This is a genomic window from Luteimicrobium album (assembly GCF_030161555.1).
GTDB lineage: Bacteria > Actinomycetota > Actinomycetes > Actinomycetales > Cellulomonadaceae > Luteimicrobium > Luteimicrobium album.
This window is the reverse complement of sequence record NZ_BSUK01000001.1, coordinates 712,643-735,081: the sequence shown is the minus strand read 5'-3', so window position 1 is coordinate 735,081 and position 22,439 is coordinate 712,643. Positions and strand designations below refer to the sequence as shown.

Genomic DNA, 22,439 nt, shown 5'->3' with positions numbered 1-22,439 from the left:
GCTGAGTGCGGAACTTTTGTGCGACACGCCCGGCGTGTCGCACAAAAGTTCCGCACTCAGCGGGGGCGGAGCTCACCGTGCCGAGTCCGTCGCGCCGCTGCTCAGGTCGTAGATCGTGACGCCGCCGACGGTCTGCGACTGGAACGTCTCCTCGACCCACGACGCGATCTGCGACGCCGCGTCCGACCCGCCCATCGAGGCTACGAATCCGCCGGATCCCGATCCGACGTAGTAGTGAATCTTCCCTTCGGCGACGTCCGTCTGGAACTGGGCGAGCGTCGGGGACGGGTCGGACCCGTTGAAGCCGCCGATCGGCATGACGGACTCGCCGGACGCGAGCTGGTAGCTCGCGGCGTTCTGCGACCCGGTGGTGGCCGCGGCCCAGTCGTACTCGTCCGCGTCGGTCTGGAGGAGCGTCGTGAGCTCGCTGCCCACGGAGGTGCCGTCGAGCAGGCCGCCCATGCCGCCGCCGAAGCCGGGAAGCTGGTTCTGGCCGCCGGTGCCCGCGCCGCCAGGACCACCCTGGCCGCCGGGACCGCCTCCACGACCGCCACCGGGGAACCCGCCACCACCCCCGCCCGGGCCGAATCCGGTGGACTCGACGGAGGGGCCCGCCGTCGGGAGCGAGCCGGTGTGGCCTTCCGTGAGCGTCTGCACGGAGTACGCGGCCGGACCGGCGAGCCCGACGACGACGGCGACCGCGGCCGCCCCGCGCAGGACGACCCGCCCCGCCGGGTCGCGGGTCCCGATGAGTCGGCCCGCGACGAGGGCGACCGCCGCGACGAACCCGCCGAACAGCACCACGACCCGCAGCCACGGCACGAACGAGGACGAACGGTCGAGCAGCACGTACGACCAGACGGCGGTGCCGAGCGTCGCGACGGCGAGCAGGCCGACGGCCCACCACGAGTCCCGGCGCCGCCACCACTCGGCCGCCCCGGCCCCGACGAGCGCCGCGAGCGCGGGGGCGAGCGCGACGGTGTAGTACGCGTGGAAGATGCCCGACATGTAGCTGAACACGAGCCAGGTCACGACGAGCCAGCCGCCCCACGCGACGTACGACGCGCGGCGCAGGTCGGTGCGGCGGGCGCGCGCCGTGAGCACGAGCCCGGCGACGAGGAAGAGCGCGGCCGCGGGCGCGAGCCACGCGATCTGCCCGCCGAACTCGGAGCCGAACAGGCGCCCGAGGCCGGTCGCGCCCCACATGCCGCCGCCCGTGCCCCCGCCGCCTCCGCCGACGGACCCGGTCTCGTTCCCGGTGATCCGGCCGAAGCCGTTGTACCCGAACGTGAGCTCGAGGAACGAGTTGTTCTGCGAGCCGCCGATGTAGGGCCGGGACCCCGCCGGCACGACGACCGTGAGCAGCACCCACCAGCCCGCGGTGACGACGAGCGCGCCCACCGCGAGCAGCGCGTCCCGGATCCGCCGCCCGACGGAGACGGGCGCCGCCCACAGGTAGGCGACCCCGAGCCCGGGCAGGACGAGGAACGCCTGGAGCTGCTTGGTGAGGAACCCGAGGCCGATCGCGGCTCCCGCGAGGAGCATCCAGCGGGTCCGGCCGTCCTCGACGGCACGCAGCACGCAGTACGTCGCCGCGGCCATGAGCGCGACGAGGAGCGCGTCGGGGTTGTCGAACCGGAACATGAGCGTCGCGACGGGCGTCAGCGCGAGGGCCGCGCCGGCGAGGAACCCGGCGCTCGTCCCGAAGGAGCGGCGCACCGCGGCGAACACGAGCCACACGCTCGCGACGCCCAGCAGCACCTCGGGCACGAGCACGGACCACGTGTTCAGCCCGAAGACCCGCACGGACAGCTCGGGCAGCCACAACGAGGCGGGCGGCTTGTCGACCGTGATCGACCCGGCCGCGTCCGACGAGCCCCACAGGAACGCCGACCAGCTCTGCGACCCGGCCTGGATCGCGGCCGTGTAGAACGAGTTGGACCACCCGTTCGAGCCCAGGTTGATCAGCCAGAACGCGGCCGTCGCCACGAGCATCCCGAGCACCCCGAAGCGCGCGGGGCGGCTCAGGCGCCCGGGGCGGGCGCCGTCGTCGGGCGGGGTGGGCAGGCCCGACGCCGGTCCCTCGCCCGCCTGCACCGTCCCGGCCGGGGCGGGGGTGACGGGAGAGACGGTGGCGGGCCCGGCAGGGGGCGACACGTGGGTCGTGAAGGGGACGGTCATCGGGACACCTCCGAGGTGCGGGGCGCGAAGACCCAGGAGCGGAAGAGGACGAAGCGCAAGAGCGTGGCCACGAGGTTCGCGGCACACAGGACGACCAGCTGGACGAAACCGGACGCCCCGGGGGACGCGGCGTGCAGGACCGCGAGCGAGCCGGCGGTGAGCGCCCAGCCGAGGGCGAAGACCACGAGACCCTGGCCGTGGTGCCGGGCGGCTCCGGTGCGCCCGCGGATCCCGAACGTGTGCCGGCGGTTGAGGCCCGTGTTGAGCACGGCGGTGACGGCGAGGCCGACGAAGTTGGCCCACTGCGACCCGAGCGGCTCGCGGAGCACGAGGAACAGCAGCGCGTACGCGAGCGTGCACACGACGCCGACGACGCCGAAGCTCAGGATCTGGTTGAGCAGGGTCTGGCGGCGGGTGAGCGCAGGCTGGGCGTCCGACGCGCGCCGCGGGAGCGCGGCCCGGACCTCGTCGAGGGGGATCCGGCCGGCGTTGAGGTCGCGCACGAGGCGCCAGATGCCGCGGAGGTCTGCGGTCGCGGTCGCGACGATGTCGACGCGGCTGTCGGGGTCGTCGACCCAGTCGACGGGCACCTCGTGGATCCGCAGGCCTGCGTGCTCCGCGAGCACCAGCAGCTCGGTGTCGAAGAACCAGCCGGTGTCCTCGACGAGCGGAAGGAGCTGGCGGGCGGCGTCGGCCCGGATCGCCTTGAAGCCGCACTGCGCGTCGGAGAACCGGGCGTGCAGCGTGCCGCGCAGCAGGAGGTTGTACCCGCGCGAGATCAGCTCGCGCTTGGGACCCCGGACGACCCGCGAGCTCGCGCTGAGCCGGGACCCGATCGCGACCTCCGAGTGCCCCGACAGGAGCGGGGCGACCAGCGGGAGCAGGGCCGCAAGGTCAGTCGACAGGTCGACGTCCATGTAGGCGAGCACCGCGGCGTCGGACGAGCCCCACGCCGCGTGCAGCGCGCGGCCCCGGCCCTTGGCGTCGAGGTGCACGACCCGCAGGCCGGGGAGCTCGTCCGCGAGACGGAGCGCGACGGCGAGCGTGCCGTCGGTCGAGGCGTTGTCGGCGATCGTGAGGCGCGCCGGGAACGGCAGTCCGCCCGTCACGTAGGCGTGCGCCCGGCGGACGGACGCCTCGAGCGTGCGGGCCTCGTTGTACACGGGGATGACGAGGTCGAGCGCGAGACCCGTGGCGGGGTGCTCGCCGGCGGCGCCGGCGGGAAGGCGTCGGGGTGTCGGTCCCGGCGGCCCGGACGTCGCGACCTCGGGCGGCGGGGCCGCCTCGTGGGGGAGCTGTGTCGTCGTCATGCCCACGACGATCCGCCGCGGACCTCAGCCACCCCCGGCAGGTCCTGTGAGCCGCCGATGAACGCCGAGGGTGACGTTGCGTGGTTGGGGTCGCGGGTGTGTCGCCTCGACGCGAGTCAGCGCGTTTCGTCCGAGTCAGCGGGAAATCCGCGCTGACTCGCGTGATTCGCGCTGACTCGGGTGCGTGGGAGCCGCACGGTGAAGGTGGTGCCGGTGGGCCGGCCGTTCGACGCGGTCGTGCTCTCGACCTCGATGGTGCCGTGGTGCGCGAGCACGATCGCGTGCGCGATCGCCAGCCCCAGCCCCGTCGACCCGCTGACGCGGTTGCGCGACGTGTCGCCCCGGCTGAAGCGCTGGAAGAGGTCAGGCACGAGGTCCGCGGGGATCCCGGGGCCGTCGTCCTGCACGATCACGACGACGTCGTCCGCGTCCGCGCGCACGCCGACCCGCACCCGGGTGCCGGGCGGGGTGTGGACGCGCGTGTTCCCGACCAGGTTCGTCAGCACCTGGCGGAGCCGGGCCTCGTCGCCGACAACGACGAGGTCGTCCCGGGCGTCGTCCACGGTCTCGAGGGTGTCGAGCGCGTCGAGGTCCAGCGTGGCGAGGTCCACGGTCTCGACGGCCGCGCCGTCGTCGGGGTCGCCGCCCAGGTCGAGCTCGTAGCGGTGGTCCGGGGAGGCTGCGTGCGCGTCGGTCACGGCGTCGACGGCGAGCGCGGTGAGGTCCACGGGCACGCTGTCGAGGGGGCGTCCGGCGTCGAGGCGCGCGAGCAGGAGGAGGTCGTCGACGAGCACGCCCATGCGCGACGCCTCGGACTCGATCCGGTCGAGGGAACGCGCGGTGGTGTCCGGCAGGGACTCGGGGAGCGGCGGACGAGCTCGGCGTAGCCGCGGATCGACGCGAGGGGCGTCCGCAGCTCGTGGCTGGCGTCGGCCACGAACTGGCGGACCTGCGTCTCGGACCGGTGCCGCGCGGCCAGCGACGTGCCGACGTTGTCGAGCATGCGGTTGAGAGCCGCACCGACCTTGCCGACCTCGGTGCGCTCGTCCGTGTCGCGCGGGTCGACGCCGTGCAGCGCCCCGACCTCGCCCTCGGCGAGCGGGAGCTGGGAGACGTGCTCGGCGACGTCGGCGACGCGGTCGAGCGGGGCGAGCGAGCGGCGCACGAGCAGCGAACCCACGACCCCCGCGATCACGAGGCCGCCGAGCGCGAGCGCGACCTCGAGGAGCACGAACTTCTGGATGGTGGCGTCCATCGTCGCGGTGGGGAGCGCGGTGATCGACGGCTGGCCGGTGCGGGTGGTCGTCGCGATGACCCGGTACGAGCCGAGGTCGCCGACGGAGACCTGGTGGACCTTGCCGTCGTGGGGCACCGCGACCAGGTCGGCCACCTCGTCGTCGCTGAGCGCGACGAAGCAGCCCGACTCGTCGAAGAAGCCCGCGTCGACGACCGTCCCGCCGGAGTAGAAGACGACGATCTGGCCCGCGCCCTGCCCGGGTGGCGGCGTCGACCCGCCCGGCAGGTTCGAGGTGTCGCCGCAGCGGGCGGCGAGCTCCTGCGCGTACTGGGTCCGACGGTCGCCGGGGTGCTGCCGGACGCCGCGCCGCCGTCGTCGGGGTCGGCGCTCGTCGAGCCCGAGCCGGTCGCGCCGCCGCCTGCCGATCCCTGCCCGGACCCCGAGCCGGGCGTCGCGCCACCCCCGCGGCCCGGGAAGTTCGACGACCGCTCGGAGGCGGCGCGGAGCTGATCGTCGAGCTGCCCGCTCAGGGAACCGCGCAGCGCGAGCGCGGAGACCACGGCGAGGACGGCGAGCAAGGCCACGAGGACCCCGGTGACCACCAGGACGAGCTGGCGGCGCAGGGTCAGGGGCCCCCGCGCGTCGGCGGCCCGGGGCAGCCTCACGCGCCGCGCGTGCCGGCCCCGACGGGGGCCCCGGCCTGCGACACGGCGGGCTTGAGCACGTAGCCCACGCCGCGGAGCGTGTGGATCATGGGCTCGCGGCCGGCGTCGATCTTGCGGCGCAGGTAGGAGATGTAGAGCTCGACGATGTTGGCCTGGCCGCCGAAGTCGTACTGCCAGACGCGGTCGAGGATCTGGGCCTTGGAGAGCACGCGCTTGACGTTGCGCATGAGGTACCGCAGCAGCTCGAACTCGGTGGCCGTCAGGTGGATCTCCTGGCCGTCCCGCGTGACCTCGTGGGCGTCCTCGTCCATCACGAGGTCGCCCACGGTGATCGTGGAGTCGCGCTGCGCGGTCGCGGACCCGCTGCGGCGCAGGAGCGCGCGGATCCGGGCGACGACCTCCTCGAGGCTGAACGGCTTGGTCACGTAGTCGTCGCCGCCCGCGGTGAGTCCGGCCACGCGGTCCTCGACGCCGTCGCGCGCCGTGAGGAACAGGACGGGCAGGTAGGGGTGGGTCTGGCGGATCCGCCGGAGCACGGAGAGGCCGTCGAGGTCGGGCAGCATGATGTCGAGGACGACGACGTCCGGGTCGACCTGCTGGGCGAGCTTGATGGCGCCCTGGCCGTCGAGCGCGGCCTGGACGTCCCACCCCTCGTACCGCAGGGCCGAGGTGAGCAGCTCGGCGAGGTTGGGCTCGTCGTCGACGACGAGGACGCGGACGGGAGAGCCGTCGGTCCGGGTGAGGCGGGGTGCGCTGGAAACCGTGGTCATGCGGCCACTGTGAACCCCGTGTGTGGAACGACGCTGAAGCGAACCTGTGTCGTGCCTGGGAGATCAGATCGGGGTGGGCGTCGTCCGGGAGAAGGCCCGGTACGGCCCGGGTCCGTGCGTCCCGCCCCAGCGCTCGTCCGCGGCGTGGAGCGCGGCGGCGCACAGGGCCGCGGTCGCGGGCAGCTCGTCGCGCAGGTGGGCCGAGCCCCACCGCCAGCGCTGGACCAGCAGCTCACGGTACGACGGCGACCGGCCCTCGGGTCCGACCGTCGGCCGGTCCTCGTGCGCGCTCGCGAGCAGCCAGGCGCCCGCCGCGAGGACGTACGCCCCGCACGCGGTCAGGACCTCCGTGCGCCACCCGGCGCCGTCGACCACGCCGGGAAGGTGCGGGCGAGCGCCGTCCTCGAACGCCTCGAGAAGCGCGTCCGGGTAGCCGTGGGGCGCGTCGAACACGCACCAGCACGTCGCGAACGGCAGCAGCGTGTACGCGGCGTCGAGCGCGAGGTGGTGGACGCTCGTGCCCTCGAGGTCCAGGAAGGTCCAGCCCGACGGCGTCCGCAGGGCGTTGTCGGGACAGGTGTCGGTGGGGGAGACGACGTCCGCGGCGCCGGGGGCGAACAGCGCGGCCATGCGCGCCACCTCGTCGTCGAGGCGGGCGCGGTCGTCGTCGGCGGTGCCGCCGGCGAGGTCGTCGAGCGCGTGCGCGCCGCGCGAGAGCAGCGCCGCGACGTCCTCGTCCCTCGCCCCGTGCTCGTCGAGCAGTCGGCGGACGTGCGAGGCCCGGGAGGCGCTCTCCGCCACCGTCCGCCCGAGCGTGCCGGCCCACGACAGCGACTCCGCCCAGGCCCGGTCGCGGTCCGTGGGTGCGCCGGGCGCGAGCAGCAGGTCGGCGAGCGTCGGCCAGGTGCCGGCGTCGGTCATCACGAGGAGCCGGCTGGCGTCGTCGTGGGCCAGCAGGTCGGGGGCCGCGTCGAGCGTGCGCAGCCCGACGAGCTCGCGCACGTAGCCGTCGGGGGTGTCGGCGGCCGGCCCGTCGCCCCGAGCCGGGAGGAACTGCTTGACGACGACGGTCTCGTCGTCCCGGTCGGCGCCCCGGGCGCGCAGCACGAGCGAGCGCTCGGAGCCGCCGAGGTCGACGGGGTCGGTCAGGGGCAGCCCGACGGCGGCCGATGCGGCGGCCAGCGCGGACGCCGTGCGGTCGTCGTCGGCGGCCGTCTCCCGGGCCACGGTCAGGCGGTGGGTTCCGGCGGCACGGGCCCGGTTCCCGCGGTGGGGTGCGGGCGGTCGCTGCCCGCGAGCGTCGCGGTGAGGATCGCCTCGATCGCGAACGCGGTCGAGTCGGCGAGGTCGACGGCGGACGGGTCGAGGAGCCACTGGGTCTGCAGACCGTCCATGACGGCGATGATCGAGCTGGCGGCCCGGTCGAGCGCGACGCCGTCGAGCTCGGGGTCCGTCACGGTCTCGCCGCGCGCGGCCGCCCGCTCGTGGACGACGGTGCGCAGGGCGTCGGCGATGTTGCCCCGCAGGATCGTGAAGCGCTCTCGGACCCAGTCGCTCGCGGGGTGGCCGTCGGTGACCGCCTCGCCCGTGAGGACCGTGTAGGTCTGGACGATGCCCCGCCGCGCAGCGTTGACGCGCGCGGTCGTCGTGAGGTGGCGGAACAGGTCGAGGCCGCCGGGGATGTGCTTGCCCTCGAGGTGCTCGACGTCGACCTGGTCCCGGTACTCGAGGACGGCCCAGAGCAGGCGGTCCTTCGAGCCGAAGTGGTGGAGCACGCCCGCGTGGGTGATCCCGACCTGGGCGGCCACCTCGTGGAGCGAGCCGTTGTGGTAGCCCCTCGAGCCGAACACGCGGGTCGCGGCGCGCAGGATCTCCTCGCGGCGCTCGGCGGTGGCACGGCGGGGACGGCGTGCGCGCGACGCACCCGTGGGTGCCTGTCCCTCTCCGGCCGGCGGGGGCGCCGGGATGGTCGCGACGGCGGCGGAGACCGCGTCGTCTGTTCCGCTCTTCATGACCGCAACCATATCGTGACCCGACGGGAGTTACTAACGAGTCAGTAAGTGTGGTTGTATGGCGCACGTCAACGAGCCACGGCGTCGGAGCCGGGCCACGAACCCCCAAGGACGGGAGCACGCGAGTGTCACTGGAGACCGCAGCCCGAGCCCGCACTGATGCGGAGCTCGCCGCGATCGCCGCCGAGCTGACGACCGAGGAGAAGGTCGCGCTCGTCGTCGGCGCCGGCATGTGGTCGACCACCCCGGTCGAGCACGTCGGGCTCCGTGGCGTCGTCGTCTCCGACGGCCCGGCCGGTGTCCGGGGGACCGGGGACGTCCCCGGCGAGACGTCCGCGTCGCTCCCCGCACCCAGCGCCGTCGCCGCCACCTGGGACCTCGAGCTCGTCGCCCGCGTCGGCGCTCTGTTCGCCGACGAGGCCCGCCGCCACGGCGTCGACGTCGTCCTCGCCCCGCAGATCAACCTCCAGCGCACCCCCGTGGGCGGCCGCCACTTCGAGTGCTACTCCGAGGACCCGGTCCTCACCGGCGCCATCGCCGACGCCCTCGTCCGCGAGGCCCAGGCCCGCGGCGTCGGGATGTGCGTCAAGCACTACATCGCCAACGACTCCGAGACCGAGCGCACCCGGTACGTCGCCCGCGTCGACGAGCGCACGCTCCGCGAGGTCTACCTCGCCCCTTCGAGCGCCTCGTCAAGGACACCGGCGCGTGGAGCGTCATGGCCGCCTACAACGGCTTCGACGACGGCGAGACCTCTGCGCCCCTCACCGAGCACGCACCCCTCGTCGAGGGTGTGCTCAAGGGGAGTGGGGCTTCGACGGGGTCGTCGTGAGCGACTGGGTCGCCACCAAGTCCGTCGCCCCCGCTGTGCGCGGCGGGCTGGACCTGCAGATGCCCGGCCCCGACGGGCCCTGGGGCGACGGGCTGCTCGACGCCGTCCGGTCGGGCGAGGTCGACGTCACCGAGCTCGACGACAAGGTCGTCCGCATCCTCCGGCTCGCCGACCGGGTCGGCGCACTCGGCGTCGCCGGCGCGACGCCCCCGCCCCAGGGCATCGCGCCGGCGCGGCTCCGGAGACGCCCGCGCTGCTCCGCGAGCTCGCCGCCCGCGCGATGGTCGTGCTCAAGGACGACGCCGGGCTGCTGCCCCTCGACCTCGAGTCGCTCGCGGTCCGTCCGGACGGGACGCCCGGCGTCGTCGCGCTGCTCGGCCCGGCGGCCGTGGAGCCCTTCGTCCAGGGCGGCGGGTCCGGCTTCGTCAACCCCGACCGCCTCGAGCTCCCCGTGCCCGCGCTGCGCGCGGCGCTGCCCGGCGGGGTCCGCCTCGACGTCCACGCCGGCGCTCGCTCGCGGCTCAACCCGCCCGAGATCGACGCCGCCGAGCGCTGCACCGACCCTGTCACCGGCGAGCCCGGCGTGCGCCTCGAGCTGCTCGACGCCGACGACCGCGTCCTCGAGACGCGGACCGACCCCACGTGGCGCGGCTGGTTCGCGAACACCGACCCCCGCGCCGTGACGCTGCGCGTCGTCGCCGACGTGCGCGTCGACGAGCCCGGCACGCACGAGCTCGGCGTCGGCACCGTCGGGCGGCACGAGACCGTCGTGGACGCGCGGGTCGTGTCCACCTCGGACCACGTCGTGGCCGAGGAGGTCATCCTCGCGTCCGAGCACAACAACCCCGCGGCCGCCGTCGTCGAGATCGACGTCGCCGAGCCCCGCACCGTCCGACTCGACGCGCGCCTCCAGGTCGTCCACCCCGTCGGCTACGACTCGTTCGTCCGAGGCGAGATCGTGCATCGGCTCCCCGGGCCGTCGGCGGAGGAGGACCTCGCGGCCGCCGTCGGGCTCGCCGCCGCCGCCGACCTCGTGGTGGTCGTCGTCGGCACGACCGAGGAGGTCGAGTCCGAGGGCTACGACCGGACCTCGCTCGCGCTCCCGGGCAACCAGGACGAGCTCGTCCGCCGTGTGATCGCGGCGAACCAGCGCACGATCGTGGTGGTGAACGCCGGCGCTCCGGTCGAGCTTCCGTGGCTCGACGACGCCAGGACGGTGCTCTGGGCGTGGCTCGCCGGACAGGAGGGCGGGGCCGCTCTGGCGGACGTCCTCGCAGGTTTCACCGAACCTTCAGGGCGCCTCCCCTGGACCCTCCCAGTTCGTTATCAGGACGTGCCCGTTCCGTCAGCGATCCCCCAGGACGGCGTCGTCCACTACATCGAGGGCGTCGACGTGGGCTACCGCGGCTGGGAGCGCCGGATCGTCGAGGACGGCGGACCGACACCCGCGGCACCCTTCGGTCACGGCCTCGGCTGGACCACGTGGGAGTACGAGGGCGCGACGCTCACCGCCGTCACCACCGAGGCGGTCGAGCTCGACGTCACCGTACGCAACACGGGGGCCCGCCACGGCCACGAGGTCGTCCAGGTCTACGTCGAGCCGCCCGTGCCCGACGCCGACCGGCCCGTCCGGTGGCTCGGCGGTTTCGCGACCGTCGCGGCCGACGGCGGCGAGAGCGTCGTCGCGCACGTCAGCGTGCCGCGTCGCGCCTTCGAGACGTGGGACGTCGCCACACACACGTGGACCCTGCCCGCAGGGGACCACCTCCTCCGGGCCGGACGCTCGGTGGCGGACCTCAGGGTCTCGCTCGCCGCGGCGCCCGCGCCCGATCCGCTCCAGACCAGCGGCCGGTCCACCGGCCCCGACCCTTCTTCGGAGGACTGACCGCACCCCCATAACCCGAACCGTCGAGCTGCGTCCGGTAACCTGCCGGCTCGCTCGTCGGACCGTACTTCGAAGAGCAACAGTGCAAGGAGGCACATCCGTGAAGATCCGAATCATGGCACCGGCGGTCGTCGGCGCGGCAGCCCTGGCCCTCGTGGTCGCAGGCTGCGGCGGCGGTGACGGGGACAACACCAAGAGCACCGGCGCCAGCACGCAGGGCGCCGGCGGCTCCGGCCAGGGCACCCAGCCGCTCAACATCGGCATGCCGAACGGCCCGGTCAAGAACATCTCGAACCCGTTCCTCAACACGTCGGCGGGCGCCGCGCTCGGCTACACCAACGTGATCTACGAACCCCTCATGCAGATCAACGACACGAAGCCGGCCGACCCGCCGACCCCGTGGCTCGCGAAGAGCATGGAGTGGAACAAGGACTACACCGAGGTGAAGATCACGCCGCGCGACGGCGTGAAGTTCAGCGACGGCACGCCCATGACGGCGGACGACATCGCCTACTCGATCCAGCTCCGGATCGACAACGAAGCCCTCAACACCGAGGGTCTGCCGTACAAGAGCGTCACGAACGACGGCGGCGTCATCACCGTGACGTTCAAGAGCTCGCAGTTCGTCAACCAGGCCAAGGTGTACGGCCTGATCGTCGTCCCGAAGCACATCTGGTCGCAGATCAAGGACCCGACGAAGGACCTCGTCCAGAACCCCGTCGGGACCGGCCCGTACGTCTTCAAGAACTTCTCGGGCCAGACGGTCACGCTCGACGCGAACAAGGACTACTGGGGTGGCGAGCTCGCCGTCCCCGAGCTGCGCTACACGGGCTACAGCGGCAACGACCCCCAGATCGCGGCCCTCCAGACCGGCCAGTCCGACTGGTCCTGGGTGTTCATCGCGGACTACGAGAACGTGTACGTCGCCAAGGACCCCGACCACAACAAGGTCTACTCGGCGACCGGCCTCGGCATCGACCAGCTCGTCCTCAACAACGAGAAGGGCGCGTTCAGCGACATCAACCTGCGCAAGGCGCTGAACATGGTCCTCGACCGCGAGAAGGCGGCGAAGATCGCGGAGTCCGGCCTGTTCCCGCAGCTCACGAGCGTGACGGGCATCCCGACGCCAGCCGGCGACACGTTCATCGCCGACAAGTACAAGGGCCAGAACTACTCGATCGACGTCGACGGCGCCAAGAAGCAGCTCACCGACAACGGCTACACGTACAGCGGCGACAAGCTCATGAAGGACGGCAAGCAGGTCTCCGTCGTCCTCCAGGACCCGGCGGGCTGGAACGACTACATCACGTCGCTGCAGCTCATCGCGACGTCGCTCAAGTCGATCGGCGTGGACGCGAAGGTCGAGACCCCCACGGTCGACGCGTGGACCGCCAACCTCAACACGGGTGACTTCGACGCGGCCCTGCACTGGACCGACGGCGGCTCGACCCCGTACCAGATGTACTCGAGCATGTTCGACCCGAACTACTACGTCCCGCTCGGCAAGAACGCGACGTGGGACATCGGTCGCTACAACAACCCGGACGCCAAGAAGACGTTCGACGAGTACATCGCGGCGACGGACGACACCGCCCGCAAGGCGGCCATGGACAAGCTCCAGGACTTCTGGGTGAACGACGTCCCCGCCATCGGCGTCGACGCCCGCCCGTCCGCGGCCGAGTACTCGACCAAGAACTACGTCGGCTGGCCGGACGAGCAGAACCCGTACGCGGACCCGCAGCCGACCAACAAGAACGCGTCGCTCATCCTCACCAAGCTGAAGCCCGCGTCCTGAGCCGGGTGACGGTCCCGCCGGCCTCGGTGCGTCGGTCGGCGGGGCCGTCCCCCATCCCGCAGTATCTGCGGCCGCCGGTCCACGCCGGGCGTCACGCCCGGCGTGGACGACGGCGGCCGTGCCGTGCCCCTCCCCGTCGCCGCGTCCACGGCCGTGCCGGCGGTACCGACCCCCAGGTGACCGATGAGTGACGAAGCTCTTGACCCCGCCGGCTCCGGCGGCCGCGCGGACTCCGCCGGCCGTGCCGGTGCCACCAGCCGAAAGGCAACGCGCCCGACCGTCGCCCGCGACGACGTCGTGCTCGAGGCCGTCGGCCTGACCAAGCACTTTCCTCTTCGCGGACTGCGCGCCACGGGCGCCGTGCACGCGGTCGACGGGATCGACCTCGCGCTCCGCTCCGGCCAGGTGATCGCCCTCGTCGGCGAGTCCGGCTCGGGCAAGTCGACGGTCGCGCGTCTCCTCGCACGGCTGTACCCCCAGACGGCGGGCACGATCCGCCTGCACGGGGAGGACGTCACCGCGAAGCGCGGCGCAGCGTTCCGTCGCTACGCGCGTCGGGTGCAGATGATCTTCCAGGACCCGTTCGCGTCACTGAACCCCGTCCACACGGTGCGGTACACGCTGACGCGCGCGGTCAAGATCCACAAGAAGGGCCTGAGCGGCGCGGAGCTCGAGGCGGCGCTCCATGCGCTCCTGGAGCGCGTCCAGCTCAACCCCGACCGTTTCATCGACAAGTTCCCGCACGAGCTCTCGGGCGGCCAGCGTCAGCGCGTGGCGATCGCCCGGGCGCTCGCCGCCGACCCTGAGGTCCTGCTCGCCGACGAGCCGATCTCGATGCTCGACGTGTCGATCCGCATCGGCATCCTCAACCTCCTTCAGGATCTGCGCGACCGGCTCGGCATCGCGATCCTGTACATCACGCACGACATCGCGTCCGCGCGGTACTTCGCGGACCGTACCTACGTCATGTACGCAGGCAAGCCGGTCGAGATCGGTGACTCGGAGTCCGTGACCCAGTCGCCGGCCCACCCGTACACCCAGCTTCTCGTCCGCTCGGCTCCCGACCCCGAGGACCTCGTCAGCGAGGAGCGCTCGGGCGGTCGCGGCGAGCCGCCGAACATGGTCAACCCGCCCGAGGGCTGCCGTTTCAGCCCGCGCTGCCCGTTCGCGACGGACGTGTGCCGCACCGCGACGCCGCCCCTGCTGCAGATCGGCACCGGGCGCCAGGTCGCCTGCTGGGGCTACGCGTCGCGAGTCGACGGAGGCACCGACGGCCTGCCCGCGTCGGCCGAGCTTCCCGAGCTCGGTGACGCAGCGGCACCCGTGACCGCCGCCACGACCACCTCGGAGGTGACCCGGTGAAGTTCCTGCTCCGCCGCCTCGGCTTCTACGTGCTGACCGCGTGGGCCGCCGTCACGCTCAACTTCTTCATCCCGCGCGTCATGAAGGGCGACCCCGTCCAGGCGCTCATCAACCGCTACCAGGGGCAGATCGACCAGGACGCCGTCCACTCGCTGTACGTGCTCTTCGGGCTCGACAAGAAGCAGAGCCTCTGGCAGCAGTACGTCGACTACTGGAACCAGATCCTGCACGGCAACCTCGGGATCTCGTTCACGTTCTTCCCGGAGCCCGTCTCGCAGGTCATCAAGGACGCCCTGCCGTGGACGATCGCCCTCGTCGGCATGGCGACGATCATCGCCGTCGTGCTGGGCACGCTCATCGGCACCTACCTCGGCTGGCGCCGCGGCACCTGGGCCGACTCGATCCTGCCCGTCATGACGTTCTTCTCGTCGGTGCCCTACTTCTGGCTCGGCCTGCTGTTCATCGCGCTCCTCGCGATCGCGGTGCCGATCTTCCCGGCCAACAACGCCTACACGCCTGGCATGACGCCGTCGTTCAGCTTCGCGTTCGTCCAGTCCGTCGTGCAGCACGGCTTCCTGCCCGCGCTGACGATCGTCCTGTCGTCCGTGGCCGGCTGGATCCTCGGCATGCGCAACATGATGGTCACGGTCGGGTCCGAGGACTACGTGACCGTAGCCCAGGCCAAGGGCCTGCCGGAGCGGCGCGTCATGTACGGCTACGCGGCCCGCAACGCCGTCCTGCCGCAGGTCTCGAGCTTCGCGCTCTCGCTCGGGTTCGTGGTCTCCGGCTCCCTCGTCATGGAGCTCGTGTTCTCCTACCCGGGCATCGGCGCGCAGCTGTTCGCGGCGATCGGTGCCAAGGACTACCCGCTCATGCAGGGCATCTTCCTCGTGATCACGGTGGCCGTGCTGCTGGCGAACATCGTCGCCGACGTGGTCTACGTGTTCCTCGATCCGCGTACCCGTCAGGAGGGCTGACGATGTCGAACCTGCCCATCGATCCCGCGGCCGCAGTCCCGGTCGACACCGAGAGCCTCGTCTCGAGCGCGGTCGAAGGTCCCTCGACGGACCCCGCTCACCGCAAGAAGAAGAAGTTCGTCTTCGTCCGGAACGCCAAGTCGATCACGGGCATCGTGATCCTCGTCGTGTTCGTGGTCCTGGCGCTCATCGGCCCGTGGATCGCGCCGCACGACCCCAACGAGACCACGCTCGACCTGCTCGCGGGCCCGTCCGGGTCGCACTGGCTCGGCACCGACCACCTCGGTCGCGACGTGTTCTCGCAGCTTCTCGTCGGCACACGGTCGGTCATGATCGTCGGCCTCGTGACGGGCATCGGCGCGACGCTTCTCGCGGTGCTCATCGGTGTGAGCGCCGGCTTCCTCGGCGGCGTCACGGACGAGCTGCTGTCCGCGCTGGCGAACATCTTCCTGGTGCTCCCCGCCCTGCCGCTGATCATCATCATCGCGACGCAGCTCAAGAACGTGAACAGCCTCATCATCGCGGCCGTGCTCGCGGCGACCGGGTGGGCGTGGGGCGCTCGCGTCCTGAGGGCCCAGACGTTGTCGCTACGAGGGCGGGACTTCATCGAGGCCGCGAGAGCGACGGGCGAGTCGACCTGGCGCATCGTGTGGTTCGAGACGCTGCCGAACCTCACCGCGATCATCGCGTCGAGCTTCGTCTCGACGGTCACCTTCGCGGTCCTGTCGCAGACCACGCTGTCGTTCATCGGCGTCCTGCCCCTGGACGACTGGAGCTGGGGCACCGTCCTGTACTGGGCGCAGGCGAACCAGGCCCTGTCGCGCGGCGCGTGGTGGTGGTTCGTCCCCGCCGGTCTGCTCGTGGCGATCCTCGGCATGGCCCTCACCCTGATCAACTTCGGCATCGACGAATTCGTGAACCCGCGGCTGAGGCTCGCCGGCATGTCCGCCCGCCAGATGCGCCGCAGCGGGATCCGCCCGCGCATCGGGTTCACGGCCCGCGTCCGTGACCTGCCGCGCACCTACGCCCACCCGACGCCCGTCGCCCACGCCACGCCGGTGGCCGCGACCTCGTCACCGGAGCCCAAGGAGACCGTCCGATGACCCCGCCCACCACGCAGGTCCGGACCGACAGGGCCGCGGCCCGGTCGTCCGACCGTCGGCCGATCCTCGAGATCCGCGACCTCGCCGTCGACTACGGCTACGGCGAGGACCGGGTGCACGCACTGCGCGGCGTGAACCTCACGCTCCACGAGGGCGAGGTCCTCGGCCTCGCCGGTGAGTCCGGCTGCGGCAAGTCGACGCTCGTCTACGGCGCCACGCGGTTGCTGCCCCCGCCGGGGCTCATCAGCGCGGGCGAGGTCCTCTACTACCCGGAGGACGGCGCCGAGCCGGTCGACGTCCTGCGCCTGTCGGACGCCGACCTGCGAGCCGGCCGCTGGCAGGACATCGCGGTCGTGTTCCAGGGTGCGATGAACTCGCTCAACCCGGTGTACCGGGTCGGCCGGCAGCTCATGGACGCGATCAAGGCGCACCGCCGCGACTCGACGTCGCAGGAGCGGGAGGAGCGGGCGCGTGAGCTCCTGGACATGGTCGGCATCGCACCCGAGCGGATCCGCTCCTACCCGCACCAGCTCTCGGGCGGCATGCGTCAGCGCGTGATGATCGCGATGGCTCTGGCGCTCGAGCCGCGCGTCCTCATCATGGACGAGCCCACGACGGCGCTCGACGTCGTCATGCAGCGGCAGATCCTCGAGCAGATCCAGGACCTGCGCGACCGGCTCGGCTTCTCGGTCATCTTCATCACGCACGACGTGTCGCTGCTCGTGGAGGTCGCGGACCGCATCGCGATCATGTACGCGGGCGAGATCGTCGAGGAGGCGAGCGGGAAGCAGGTCTACAAGGAGCCCCGGCACCCGTACTCGTACGGGCTGCTCCACTCCTTCCCCCGTTGCACGGCCCGCGCCGTGAGCTGCAGGGCATCCCGGGCTCGCCGCCGGACCTGCAGAACCTCCCCAGCGGATGCCCGTTCCGGACGCGGTGCGCGCACGCGATGCCGGAGTGCGCGGAGATCCACCCGGAGCTCGAGCCGACGGCGTTCGGCGAGGAGCGGCGCACCGTCGCGTGCCTGCTCCACACCCCGGGGCACACGGTCCCGCCCGAGCTCGCGGAGCAGACGACCGGGCGTTGACCCCGCGTGCGACGACCGATCCCGCAGCCGCGGGACCGGTCGTCGTCCACGTTCCGGCGCCGGAAACTCACGAAGATCCCCACGAACGTGGCCTACGGTGATCGGGTGACGATGCAGGCCTCCGCTGACCCCCGTGCCGCCCGTGCGGGCGTGCCGGCCGCGGCCGTGCCCGCTTCCCGGCCCGGCGACGGGTCGGACACCGCCGACGGGCCCTGGGTCACGGCCGGCAGCGCGCCGGACTGGCTGCGGCGTGCCGCCGCGCTCGCGCTTGCGGTCCTCTCGTCGACCGGCGTGTGGGTGCTGTGGGAGCTGTTCGTGAACAGCGCCCGCGGGCAGCGCGTCGACGAGCTCGCGCGGCGCGGCGCCACCTACGGGCAGGGCCACCTGTGGCGGCTCGCCGAACCCGTCCTCGACGTCGTCTCCGTGAGCTTCGTCGCGCTCGGCATCGTCGTGGCCATCGGGGTGGCGCTCCTGCGTCGCCGCTGGTGGCTCGCTCTCCAGGTCGCCGTGCTCGTCGGCGGGGCGAACCTCACGACCCAGGTGCTCAAGGCCGACGTCTTCACCCGTCCGCACCTCGCCGAGGGCTGGACGGGCGCGAACACCCTGCCCAGCGGGCACACCACGGTCGCGGCGTCGGTGTCGGTCGCACTGCTGCTGGTCGTCCCGCGCGGCGCGCGTCCGGTCGTCGCGCTCCTGGGCGGCGCGTACACCGCGGCCACCGGCGTCTCGACCCTGGTGGGCCAGTGGCACCGGCCCAGCGACGTCGTCGCCGGCCTGCTCGTCGTGTCGGCGTGGACCGGGCTGGTCTGCGCGTTCACGTCCCGGTCCTCGCTCGACGTCCCGCGGCTCGACCGGGAGGGCGCCCCGCGCCGCAGCCCGGGCTCCTACGTGGCCGCGATCGTCCTGATCGGCGCGGCCGGGCTGTCGGGCGCGGTCGCCCTGAGCGCCCTGCACGACGTCGACGCCGCGGTCCGCGCGATGGCCGGGGCCCTGTGGTCGGTCCGGCGGTCCACCGAGGTGACTGCGTATATTGGTGGCGCGTTCGGCGTGCTCGCGGCGACCTCGTTGGTCTTCGCGCTCATCCTCGCCGTGCGCCAGCTCACTGCGACCACGTCGCGCCCCGTGCCGGCGGCAGCCGCGGTACCCCACCCGGTCCGGCACGCTGCCGCGTGATCACACGCCCCGTCCGCCGGTCTCAACGGAAGCAGGAAGCATGCCCGGATCCCGCAAGCTCGTGATCGTCGAGTCGCCGACGAAGGCCCGCAAGATCGCGGGCTACCTCGGCGACGGCTTCGACGTGGAGGCGAGCGTCGGGCACATCCGCGACCTGCCGCAGCCGTCCGAGCTGCCCGCGGACATGAAGAAGGGCCCGTTCGGGAAGTTCGCCGTCGACGTCGAGCACGGGTTCGAGCCCTACTACGAGGTCTACCCCGACAAGAAGAAGAAGGTCTCCGAGCTCAAGAAGATGCTCAAGTCGGCCGACGAGCTCTACCTCGCGACCGACGAGGACCGCGAGGGGAGGCCATCGCCTGGCACCTCCTCGAGGAGCTCAAGCCCAAGGTGCCGGTCAAGCGGATGGTCTTCCACGAGATCACGCCCGAGGCGATCCGCCGCGCGCTCGACACCACCCGCGACCTCGACGAGAACCTCGTCGACGCGCAGGAGACCCGCCGCATCCTCGACCGCCTCTACGGCTACGAGGTCTCGCCCGTCCTGTGGCGCAAGGTCCGCCAGGGCCTGTCCGCGGGCCGCGTCCAGTCCGTCGCGACGCGACTCGTCGTCGAGCGCGAGCGCGAGCGCATGGCGTTCGTGCCCGCCGCCTACTGGGACCTCACGGGAGCCTTCGCGCCCGACGACGGCCCCGACGCGGGCCAGCGGTTCACCGCCCGGCTGGTCCAGCTCGGCGAGGCGCGCGTCGCCACCGGCCGCGACTTCGACGACCGCGGGCAGCTCACCGCCGCGGCGACGCGCGACCACGTCGTCACCCTCGACGAGTCGGCCGCCGACGCGCTCGTCGCCGGGCTCGACGACGTCCCGTTCGCCGTCCGCTCGCTCGAGACCAAGCCGTACACGCGCCGCCCCACCGCGCCGTTCACCACCTCGACCCTCCAGCAGGAGGCCGGGCGCAAGCTGCGCTGGTCCTCGCGGCAGACCATGCGCGTCGCGCAGTCGCTGTACGAGAACGGCTACATCACCTACATGCGTACGGACTCGCCGGCGCTGTCGGCCGAAGCCACGGACGCCGCGCGCCGCCAGGCCGCCGAGCTGTACGGCCCCGAGTACGTGCCCGCGTCGCCGCGGTCGTACGCGTCGAAGGCGAAGGGCGCGCAGGAGGCCCACGAGGCCATCCGCCCCGCAGGCGACTCGTTCCGCACGCCCGCCCAGGTCGCGTCCGAGCTGCGCGGCGACGAGTTCCGCCTCTACGAGCTCGTCTGGAAGCGCACGGTCGCGTCGCAGATGGCCGACGCGAAGGGCTCGACGGCGTCGCTGCGGCTCGCCGGCACCGTCACCGGCGCCGGGGCGCACGCCGGGACGGACGCCGTGTTCGCGGCGTCGGGCACCGTGATCACGTTCCGCGGGTTCCTCGCCGCCTACGAGGAGGGCACCGACGAGGCCGAGACCGGCTCCGACGCGGGGTCGAAGGACGACGCCCGGCTCCCGCGCGTCGCCGAGGGCGACGCCCTCAGCGGCAGCGACCTCGAGGCTGCCGGCCACAGCACCTCCGCGCCCGCGCGCTACACCGAGGCGAGCCTCGTCAAGAAGCTCGAGGAGCTCGGCATCGGCCGCCCCTCCACGTACGCGTCGACGATCTCCACCATCCAGGACCGCGGGTACATCACCACGCGCGGCCAGGCGCTCGTCCCGAGCTGGATCGCGTTCGCCGTCGTCCGGCTCCTCGAAGAGCACTTCGGCGAGCTCATCGACTACCGGTTCACCGCCACGATGGAGGAAGACCTCGACGAGATCGCCGCCGGTCAGCGGGACCGCGTCGCGTGGCTCACCGAGTTCTACTTCGGCGGCGACGCCGCCGGGGACCCCGGGCTCAAGGAGCTCGTCGACAACCTCGGCGAGATCGACGCGCGCGGCATCAACTCGATCGACATCGGCGAGGGCCTCCAGGTCCGCATCGGCCGCTACGGCCCCTACGTGGAGGACAACGGCGCCGAGGTCAAGGAGGGCGAGACCCCGCCCCGCGCCTCCATCCCCGACGACGTCGCTCCCGACGAGCTGACCGTCGACAAGGCCCGCGAGCTCCTCGCCGCCGGCGCCGACGACGGGCGCGAGCTCGGCGTCGACCCCGCCAGCGGGCACACCATCATCGCCAAGGCCGGCCGCTACGGCCCGTACGTCACCGAGGTCCTGCCGCAGCCCACGCTCGACCCCGGCCTGTCCGCCGCCGCGCTCAAGAAGGCCAAGGCCGCGCTGCCCAAGCCGCGCACCGGCTCGCTGCTCAAGTCGCAGTCGCTCGCCACGATCACGCTGGACGAGGCGCTCGCACTGCTGTCGCTGCCACGCGTCGTCGGCACGGACCCCGAGAGCGGCACCGAGATCACCGCACAGAACGGCCGGTACGGGCCCTACCTCAAGAAGGGCACCGACTCGCGGACCCTGCCCAGCGAGGAAGCGATCTTCACCGTCACCCTCGACGAGGCCCTCGCGATCTACGCGCAGCCCAAGCGCGGCCGCGGCGCCACCGCCGCCCCGCCGCTGCGCGAGCTCGGCGACGACCCCGTCTCCGGTAAGCCCATCGTCGTCAAGGACGGGCGCTTCGGGCCCTACGTGACCGACGGGACCACCAACGCGACGCTCCGCAAGGACGACGCCGTCGACGCCATCACCCCCGAGCGGGCGCAGGAGCTGCTCGCGGAGAAGAGGGCGAAGGGGCCGGCCAAGAAGCCGGCGCGACGTGCTTCGGCGCGGTCGACCGCGAAGGCGAAGTAGGGCGCCTTCCGTCGCTTGGGGCGGGCGGGGTGACCTCTCCTCGGTGTGCGCACCGCCCGCGTCGAGGGTGCGTCGCGTCGGGTTCCGTTGGTGGGGAGCGCAGGAACCACCCGTGCGGCCGGCCCTCCCCGCGAAGTGGGCCTCCGGGAGGGGCTTCGTGAAGTCGTCGAGATGCCGGGGTACTTCGCGGTGGGGCTCGGCGGGGTCCGCACGGATAATCTGAGGGCATGAGCACCGACGACGTCGTCCTGGCCGCGCAGGAGGCCGCAGCCGCCGCGGGGCTGGCCCCCGACCCCGGTCGGCGCCGCCCGTCCGGTGGGGCATCCTGGGCGCCGGTGGCATCTCCGGGTCGTTCGCGGAGGCCGTGCGGCGCTTCACCACCGGGACCGTCACCGCGGTCGGGTCGCGCGACCAGCGCAAGGCCGAAGCGTTCGCCGCCGCCCACGACGCCGGGCGCGCCCACGGCAGCTACGAGGACCTCGTCGAGGACGAGCACGTCGACGTCGTGTACGTCGGCACACCTCACTCCCACCACCGCGAGCACGCGCTCCTAGCTCTCGCCGCCGGCAAGCCCGTGCTCGTCGAGAAGGCGTTCACGCGCTCGCACGCCGAGGCCTGCGACGTCTTCGACGCTGCCCGTTCGGCCGGGCTCTTCGCCATGGAGGCCATGTGGACGCGGTTCCTCCCGCACGTCGCCGCCATCCACCGGACGATCGAGGCGGGGGAGATCGGTGAGGTCCGCACCGTTCTCGGCGACTTCAGCCAGGCGTTCCCCTACGACCCAGAGCACCGCCTCTACAACCCGGACCTCGCCGGCGGGGCGCTCCTCGACGTCGGGGTTTACCCGGTCTCCTTCGCTCACGACCTGCTCGGCTCGCCCGTCCGCGTGGGTGCCACCGGGACGCTGACCGACACCGGGGTGGACGGGCAGAGCGTCGTCGGGCTCGACTTCGGCGACGGGCGCTTCGCGTCGCTCCAGTCGTCGCTCTGGGTCAGGACGCCGGGCGCGGTCCAGATCGGCGGGACCGAGGGGTACCTCACGACCGATTCGGGCACCTACTCCGGCGGGGGCTTCACCGTAGTCCACAGCGATGGCACCGAGCGCCGGTACGACGGCTTCCGTGGCGAAGGCAAGCAGTACCAGGCCGCCGAGGTGGCGCGTTGCCTCGACGTCGGTCTCCTCGAGAGCGAGCGGATGCCCTGGCAGGCGACGCTCGACGTCATGCGCACGCTCGACGAGGTCCGCCGTCAGGTCGGGGTCGTCTACCCGGGCGAGTGACG

Annotated in this window: 16 protein-coding genes and 2 pseudogenes; 11 read left to right on the top strand and 7 right to left on the bottom strand. The window is 72.7% G+C overall.

Annotated elements, in window-relative coordinates:
• Positions 1 to 72 precede the first annotated feature (72 nt).
• From QQK45_RS03665 to QQK45_RS03650, 4 genes are all read right to left on the bottom strand, one after another.
• Entirely contained in the window at positions 73 to 2,181 is a 2,109-nt protein-coding gene (locus QQK45_RS03665; protein ID WP_284292100.1) for an ArnT family glycosyltransferase, read from the bottom strand.
• A complete protein-coding gene (locus tag QQK45_RS03660; RefSeq protein WP_284292099.1) occupies positions 2,178 to 3,491 on the bottom strand; it encodes a bifunctional glycosyltransferase family 2/GtrA family protein in 1,314 nt (437 codons plus the stop codon). The genes QQK45_RS03665 and QQK45_RS03660 overlap by 4 nt, the downstream gene beginning before the upstream one ends.
• A 116-nt stretch (positions 3,492 to 3,607) precedes the next feature.
• Positions 3,608 to 4,219 (bottom strand): sensor histidine kinase, encoded by a 612-nt coding sequence (locus tag QQK45_RS03655; RefSeq protein WP_284292098.1) that lies wholly within the window; start codon positions 4,217 to 4,219, stop codon positions 3,608 to 3,610.
• On the bottom strand, positions 4,186 to 4,881 hold the full coding sequence (locus QQK45_RS03650) for a histidine kinase dimerization/phospho-acceptor domain-containing protein (protein ID WP_284292097.1): 696 nt from the start codon (positions 4,879 to 4,881) through the stop codon (positions 4,186 to 4,188). The genes QQK45_RS03655 and QQK45_RS03650 overlap by 34 nt, the downstream gene beginning before the upstream one ends.
• On the opposite strand from QQK45_RS03650, the gene QQK45_RS03645 reads away from it, so the two are divergent.
• Complete coding sequence (locus tag QQK45_RS03645; protein ID WP_284292096.1) at positions 4,855 to 5,238, top strand: hypothetical protein; 384 nt, start codon at positions 4,855 to 4,857, stop codon at positions 5,236 to 5,238. The genes QQK45_RS03650 and QQK45_RS03645 overlap by 27 nt on opposite strands.
• Positions 5,239 to 5,389: 151 nt before the next feature.
• On the opposite strand, the gene QQK45_RS03640 is transcribed toward QQK45_RS03645, so the two are convergent.
• The 3 genes from QQK45_RS03640 to QQK45_RS03630 form a co-directional block, all read right to left on the bottom strand.
• A complete protein-coding gene (locus tag QQK45_RS03640) occupies positions 5,390 to 6,163 on the bottom strand; it encodes a response regulator transcription factor (protein ID WP_284292095.1) in 774 nt (257 codons plus the stop codon).
• 63 nt (positions 6,164 to 6,226) lie between these two features.
• Positions 6,227 to 7,390 carry a hypothetical protein gene (locus tag QQK45_RS03635; RefSeq protein WP_284292094.1) on the bottom strand — a complete coding sequence of 388 codons (1,164 nt, stop codon included), beginning with the start codon at positions 7,388 to 7,390 and terminating at the stop codon, positions 6,227 to 6,229.
• Positions 7,391 to 7,392: 2 nt separating this feature from the next.
• Positions 7,393 to 8,175: a TetR/AcrR family transcriptional regulator gene (locus tag QQK45_RS03630; RefSeq protein WP_284292093.1), complete on the bottom strand. Its 783-nt coding sequence runs from the start codon at positions 8,173 to 8,175 to the stop codon at positions 7,393 to 7,395.
• 125 nt (positions 8,176 to 8,300) lie between these two features.
• On the opposite strand from QQK45_RS03630, the gene QQK45_RS21865 reads away from it, so the two are divergent.
• The 10 genes and pseudogenes from QQK45_RS21865 to QQK45_RS03570 all read left to right on the top strand — a co-directional run bounded on the left by QQK45_RS21865 (position 8,301) and on the right by QQK45_RS03570 (position 22,437).
• On the top strand, positions 8,301 to 10,892 hold the full coding sequence (locus QQK45_RS21865; RefSeq protein ID WP_348525144.1) for a glycoside hydrolase family 3 C-terminal domain-containing protein: 2,592 nt from the start codon (positions 8,301 to 8,303) through the stop codon (positions 10,890 to 10,892).
• Between the two features lie 100 nt (positions 10,893 to 10,992).
• Positions 10,993 to 12,687: an ABC transporter substrate-binding protein gene (locus tag QQK45_RS03610; protein WP_284292092.1), complete on the top strand. Its 1,695-nt coding sequence runs from the start codon at positions 10,993 to 10,995 to the stop codon at positions 12,685 to 12,687.
• Between the two features lie 183 nt (positions 12,688 to 12,870).
• The gene (locus tag QQK45_RS03605; RefSeq protein WP_284292091.1) at positions 12,871 to 14,049 is read left to right on the top strand and encodes an ABC transporter ATP-binding protein; all 1,179 of its coding nucleotides are present in this window, start codon (positions 12,871 to 12,873) and stop codon (positions 14,047 to 14,049) included.
• A complete protein-coding gene (locus QQK45_RS03600; RefSeq protein ID WP_284292090.1) occupies positions 14,046 to 15,026 on the top strand; it encodes an ABC transporter permease in 981 nt (326 codons plus the stop codon). The genes QQK45_RS03605 and QQK45_RS03600 overlap by 4 nt, the downstream gene beginning before the upstream one ends.
• A gap of 2 nt (positions 15,027 to 15,028) precedes the next feature.
• Positions 15,029 to 16,129 carry an ABC transporter permease gene (locus tag QQK45_RS03595; protein WP_284292088.1) on the top strand — a complete coding sequence of 367 codons (1,101 nt, stop codon included), beginning with the start codon at positions 15,029 to 15,031 and terminating at the stop codon, positions 16,127 to 16,129.
• Positions 16,126 to 16,791, top strand: a pseudogene (locus tag QQK45_RS03590) (ABC transporter ATP-binding protein); the annotation flags it as partial. The gene QQK45_RS03595 and the pseudogene QQK45_RS03590, both read left to right, overlap by 4 nt.
• 185 nt (positions 16,792 to 16,976) lie before the next feature.
• Positions 16,977 to 17,216 carry an oligopeptide/dipeptide ABC transporter ATP-binding protein gene (locus tag QQK45_RS03585; protein WP_284294937.1) on the top strand — a complete coding sequence of 80 codons (240 nt, stop codon included), beginning with the start codon at positions 16,977 to 16,979 and terminating at the stop codon, positions 17,214 to 17,216.
• A 111-nt stretch (positions 17,217 to 17,327) separates the two neighbouring features.
• Positions 17,328 to 18,389 carry a phosphatase PAP2 family protein gene (locus QQK45_RS03580; protein WP_284294936.1) on the top strand — a complete coding sequence of 354 codons (1,062 nt, stop codon included), beginning with the start codon at positions 17,328 to 17,330 and terminating at the stop codon, positions 18,387 to 18,389.
• Positions 18,390 to 18,429: 40 nt separating this feature from the next.
• Positions 18,430 to 21,158, top strand: a pseudogene (gene topA / locus QQK45_RS03575) (type I DNA topoisomerase).
• A 322-nt stretch (positions 21,159 to 21,480) separates the two neighbouring features.
• Positions 21,481 to 22,437: a Gfo/Idh/MocA family protein gene (locus QQK45_RS03570; RefSeq protein WP_284294935.1), complete on the top strand. Its 957-nt coding sequence runs from the start codon at positions 21,481 to 21,483 to the stop codon at positions 22,435 to 22,437.
• Positions 22,438 to 22,439: the final 2 nt, after the last annotated feature.

Excerpts from the sequence above, each read along its gene's own strand:
- QQK45_RS03665 (WP_284292100.1), bottom strand. The coding sequence starts at position 2,181 with ATGACCGTCCCCTTCACGACCCACGTGTCGCCCCCTGCCGGGCCCGCC.
- QQK45_RS03660 (WP_284292099.1), bottom strand. The coding sequence starts at position 3,491 with ATGACGACGACACAGCTCCCCCACGAGGCGGCCCCGCCGCCCGAGGTC.
- QQK45_RS03640 (WP_284292095.1), bottom strand. The coding sequence starts at position 6,163 with ATGACCACGGTTTCCAGCGCACCCCGCCTCACCCGGACCGACGGCTCT.
- QQK45_RS03630 (WP_284292093.1), bottom strand. The coding sequence starts at position 8,175 with ATGAAGAGCGGAACAGACGACGCGGTCTCCGCCGCCGTCGCGACCATC.
- QQK45_RS03605 (WP_284292091.1), top strand. The coding sequence starts at position 12,871 with ATGAGTGACGAAGCTCTTGACCCCGCCGGCTCCGGCGGCCGCGCGGAC.
- QQK45_RS03595 (WP_284292088.1), top strand. The coding sequence starts at position 15,029 with ATGTCGAACCTGCCCATCGATCCCGCGGCCGCAGTCCCGGTCGACACC.
- QQK45_RS03580 (WP_284294936.1), top strand. The coding sequence starts at position 17,328 with ATGCAGGCCTCCGCTGACCCCCGTGCCGCCCGTGCGGGCGTGCCGGCC.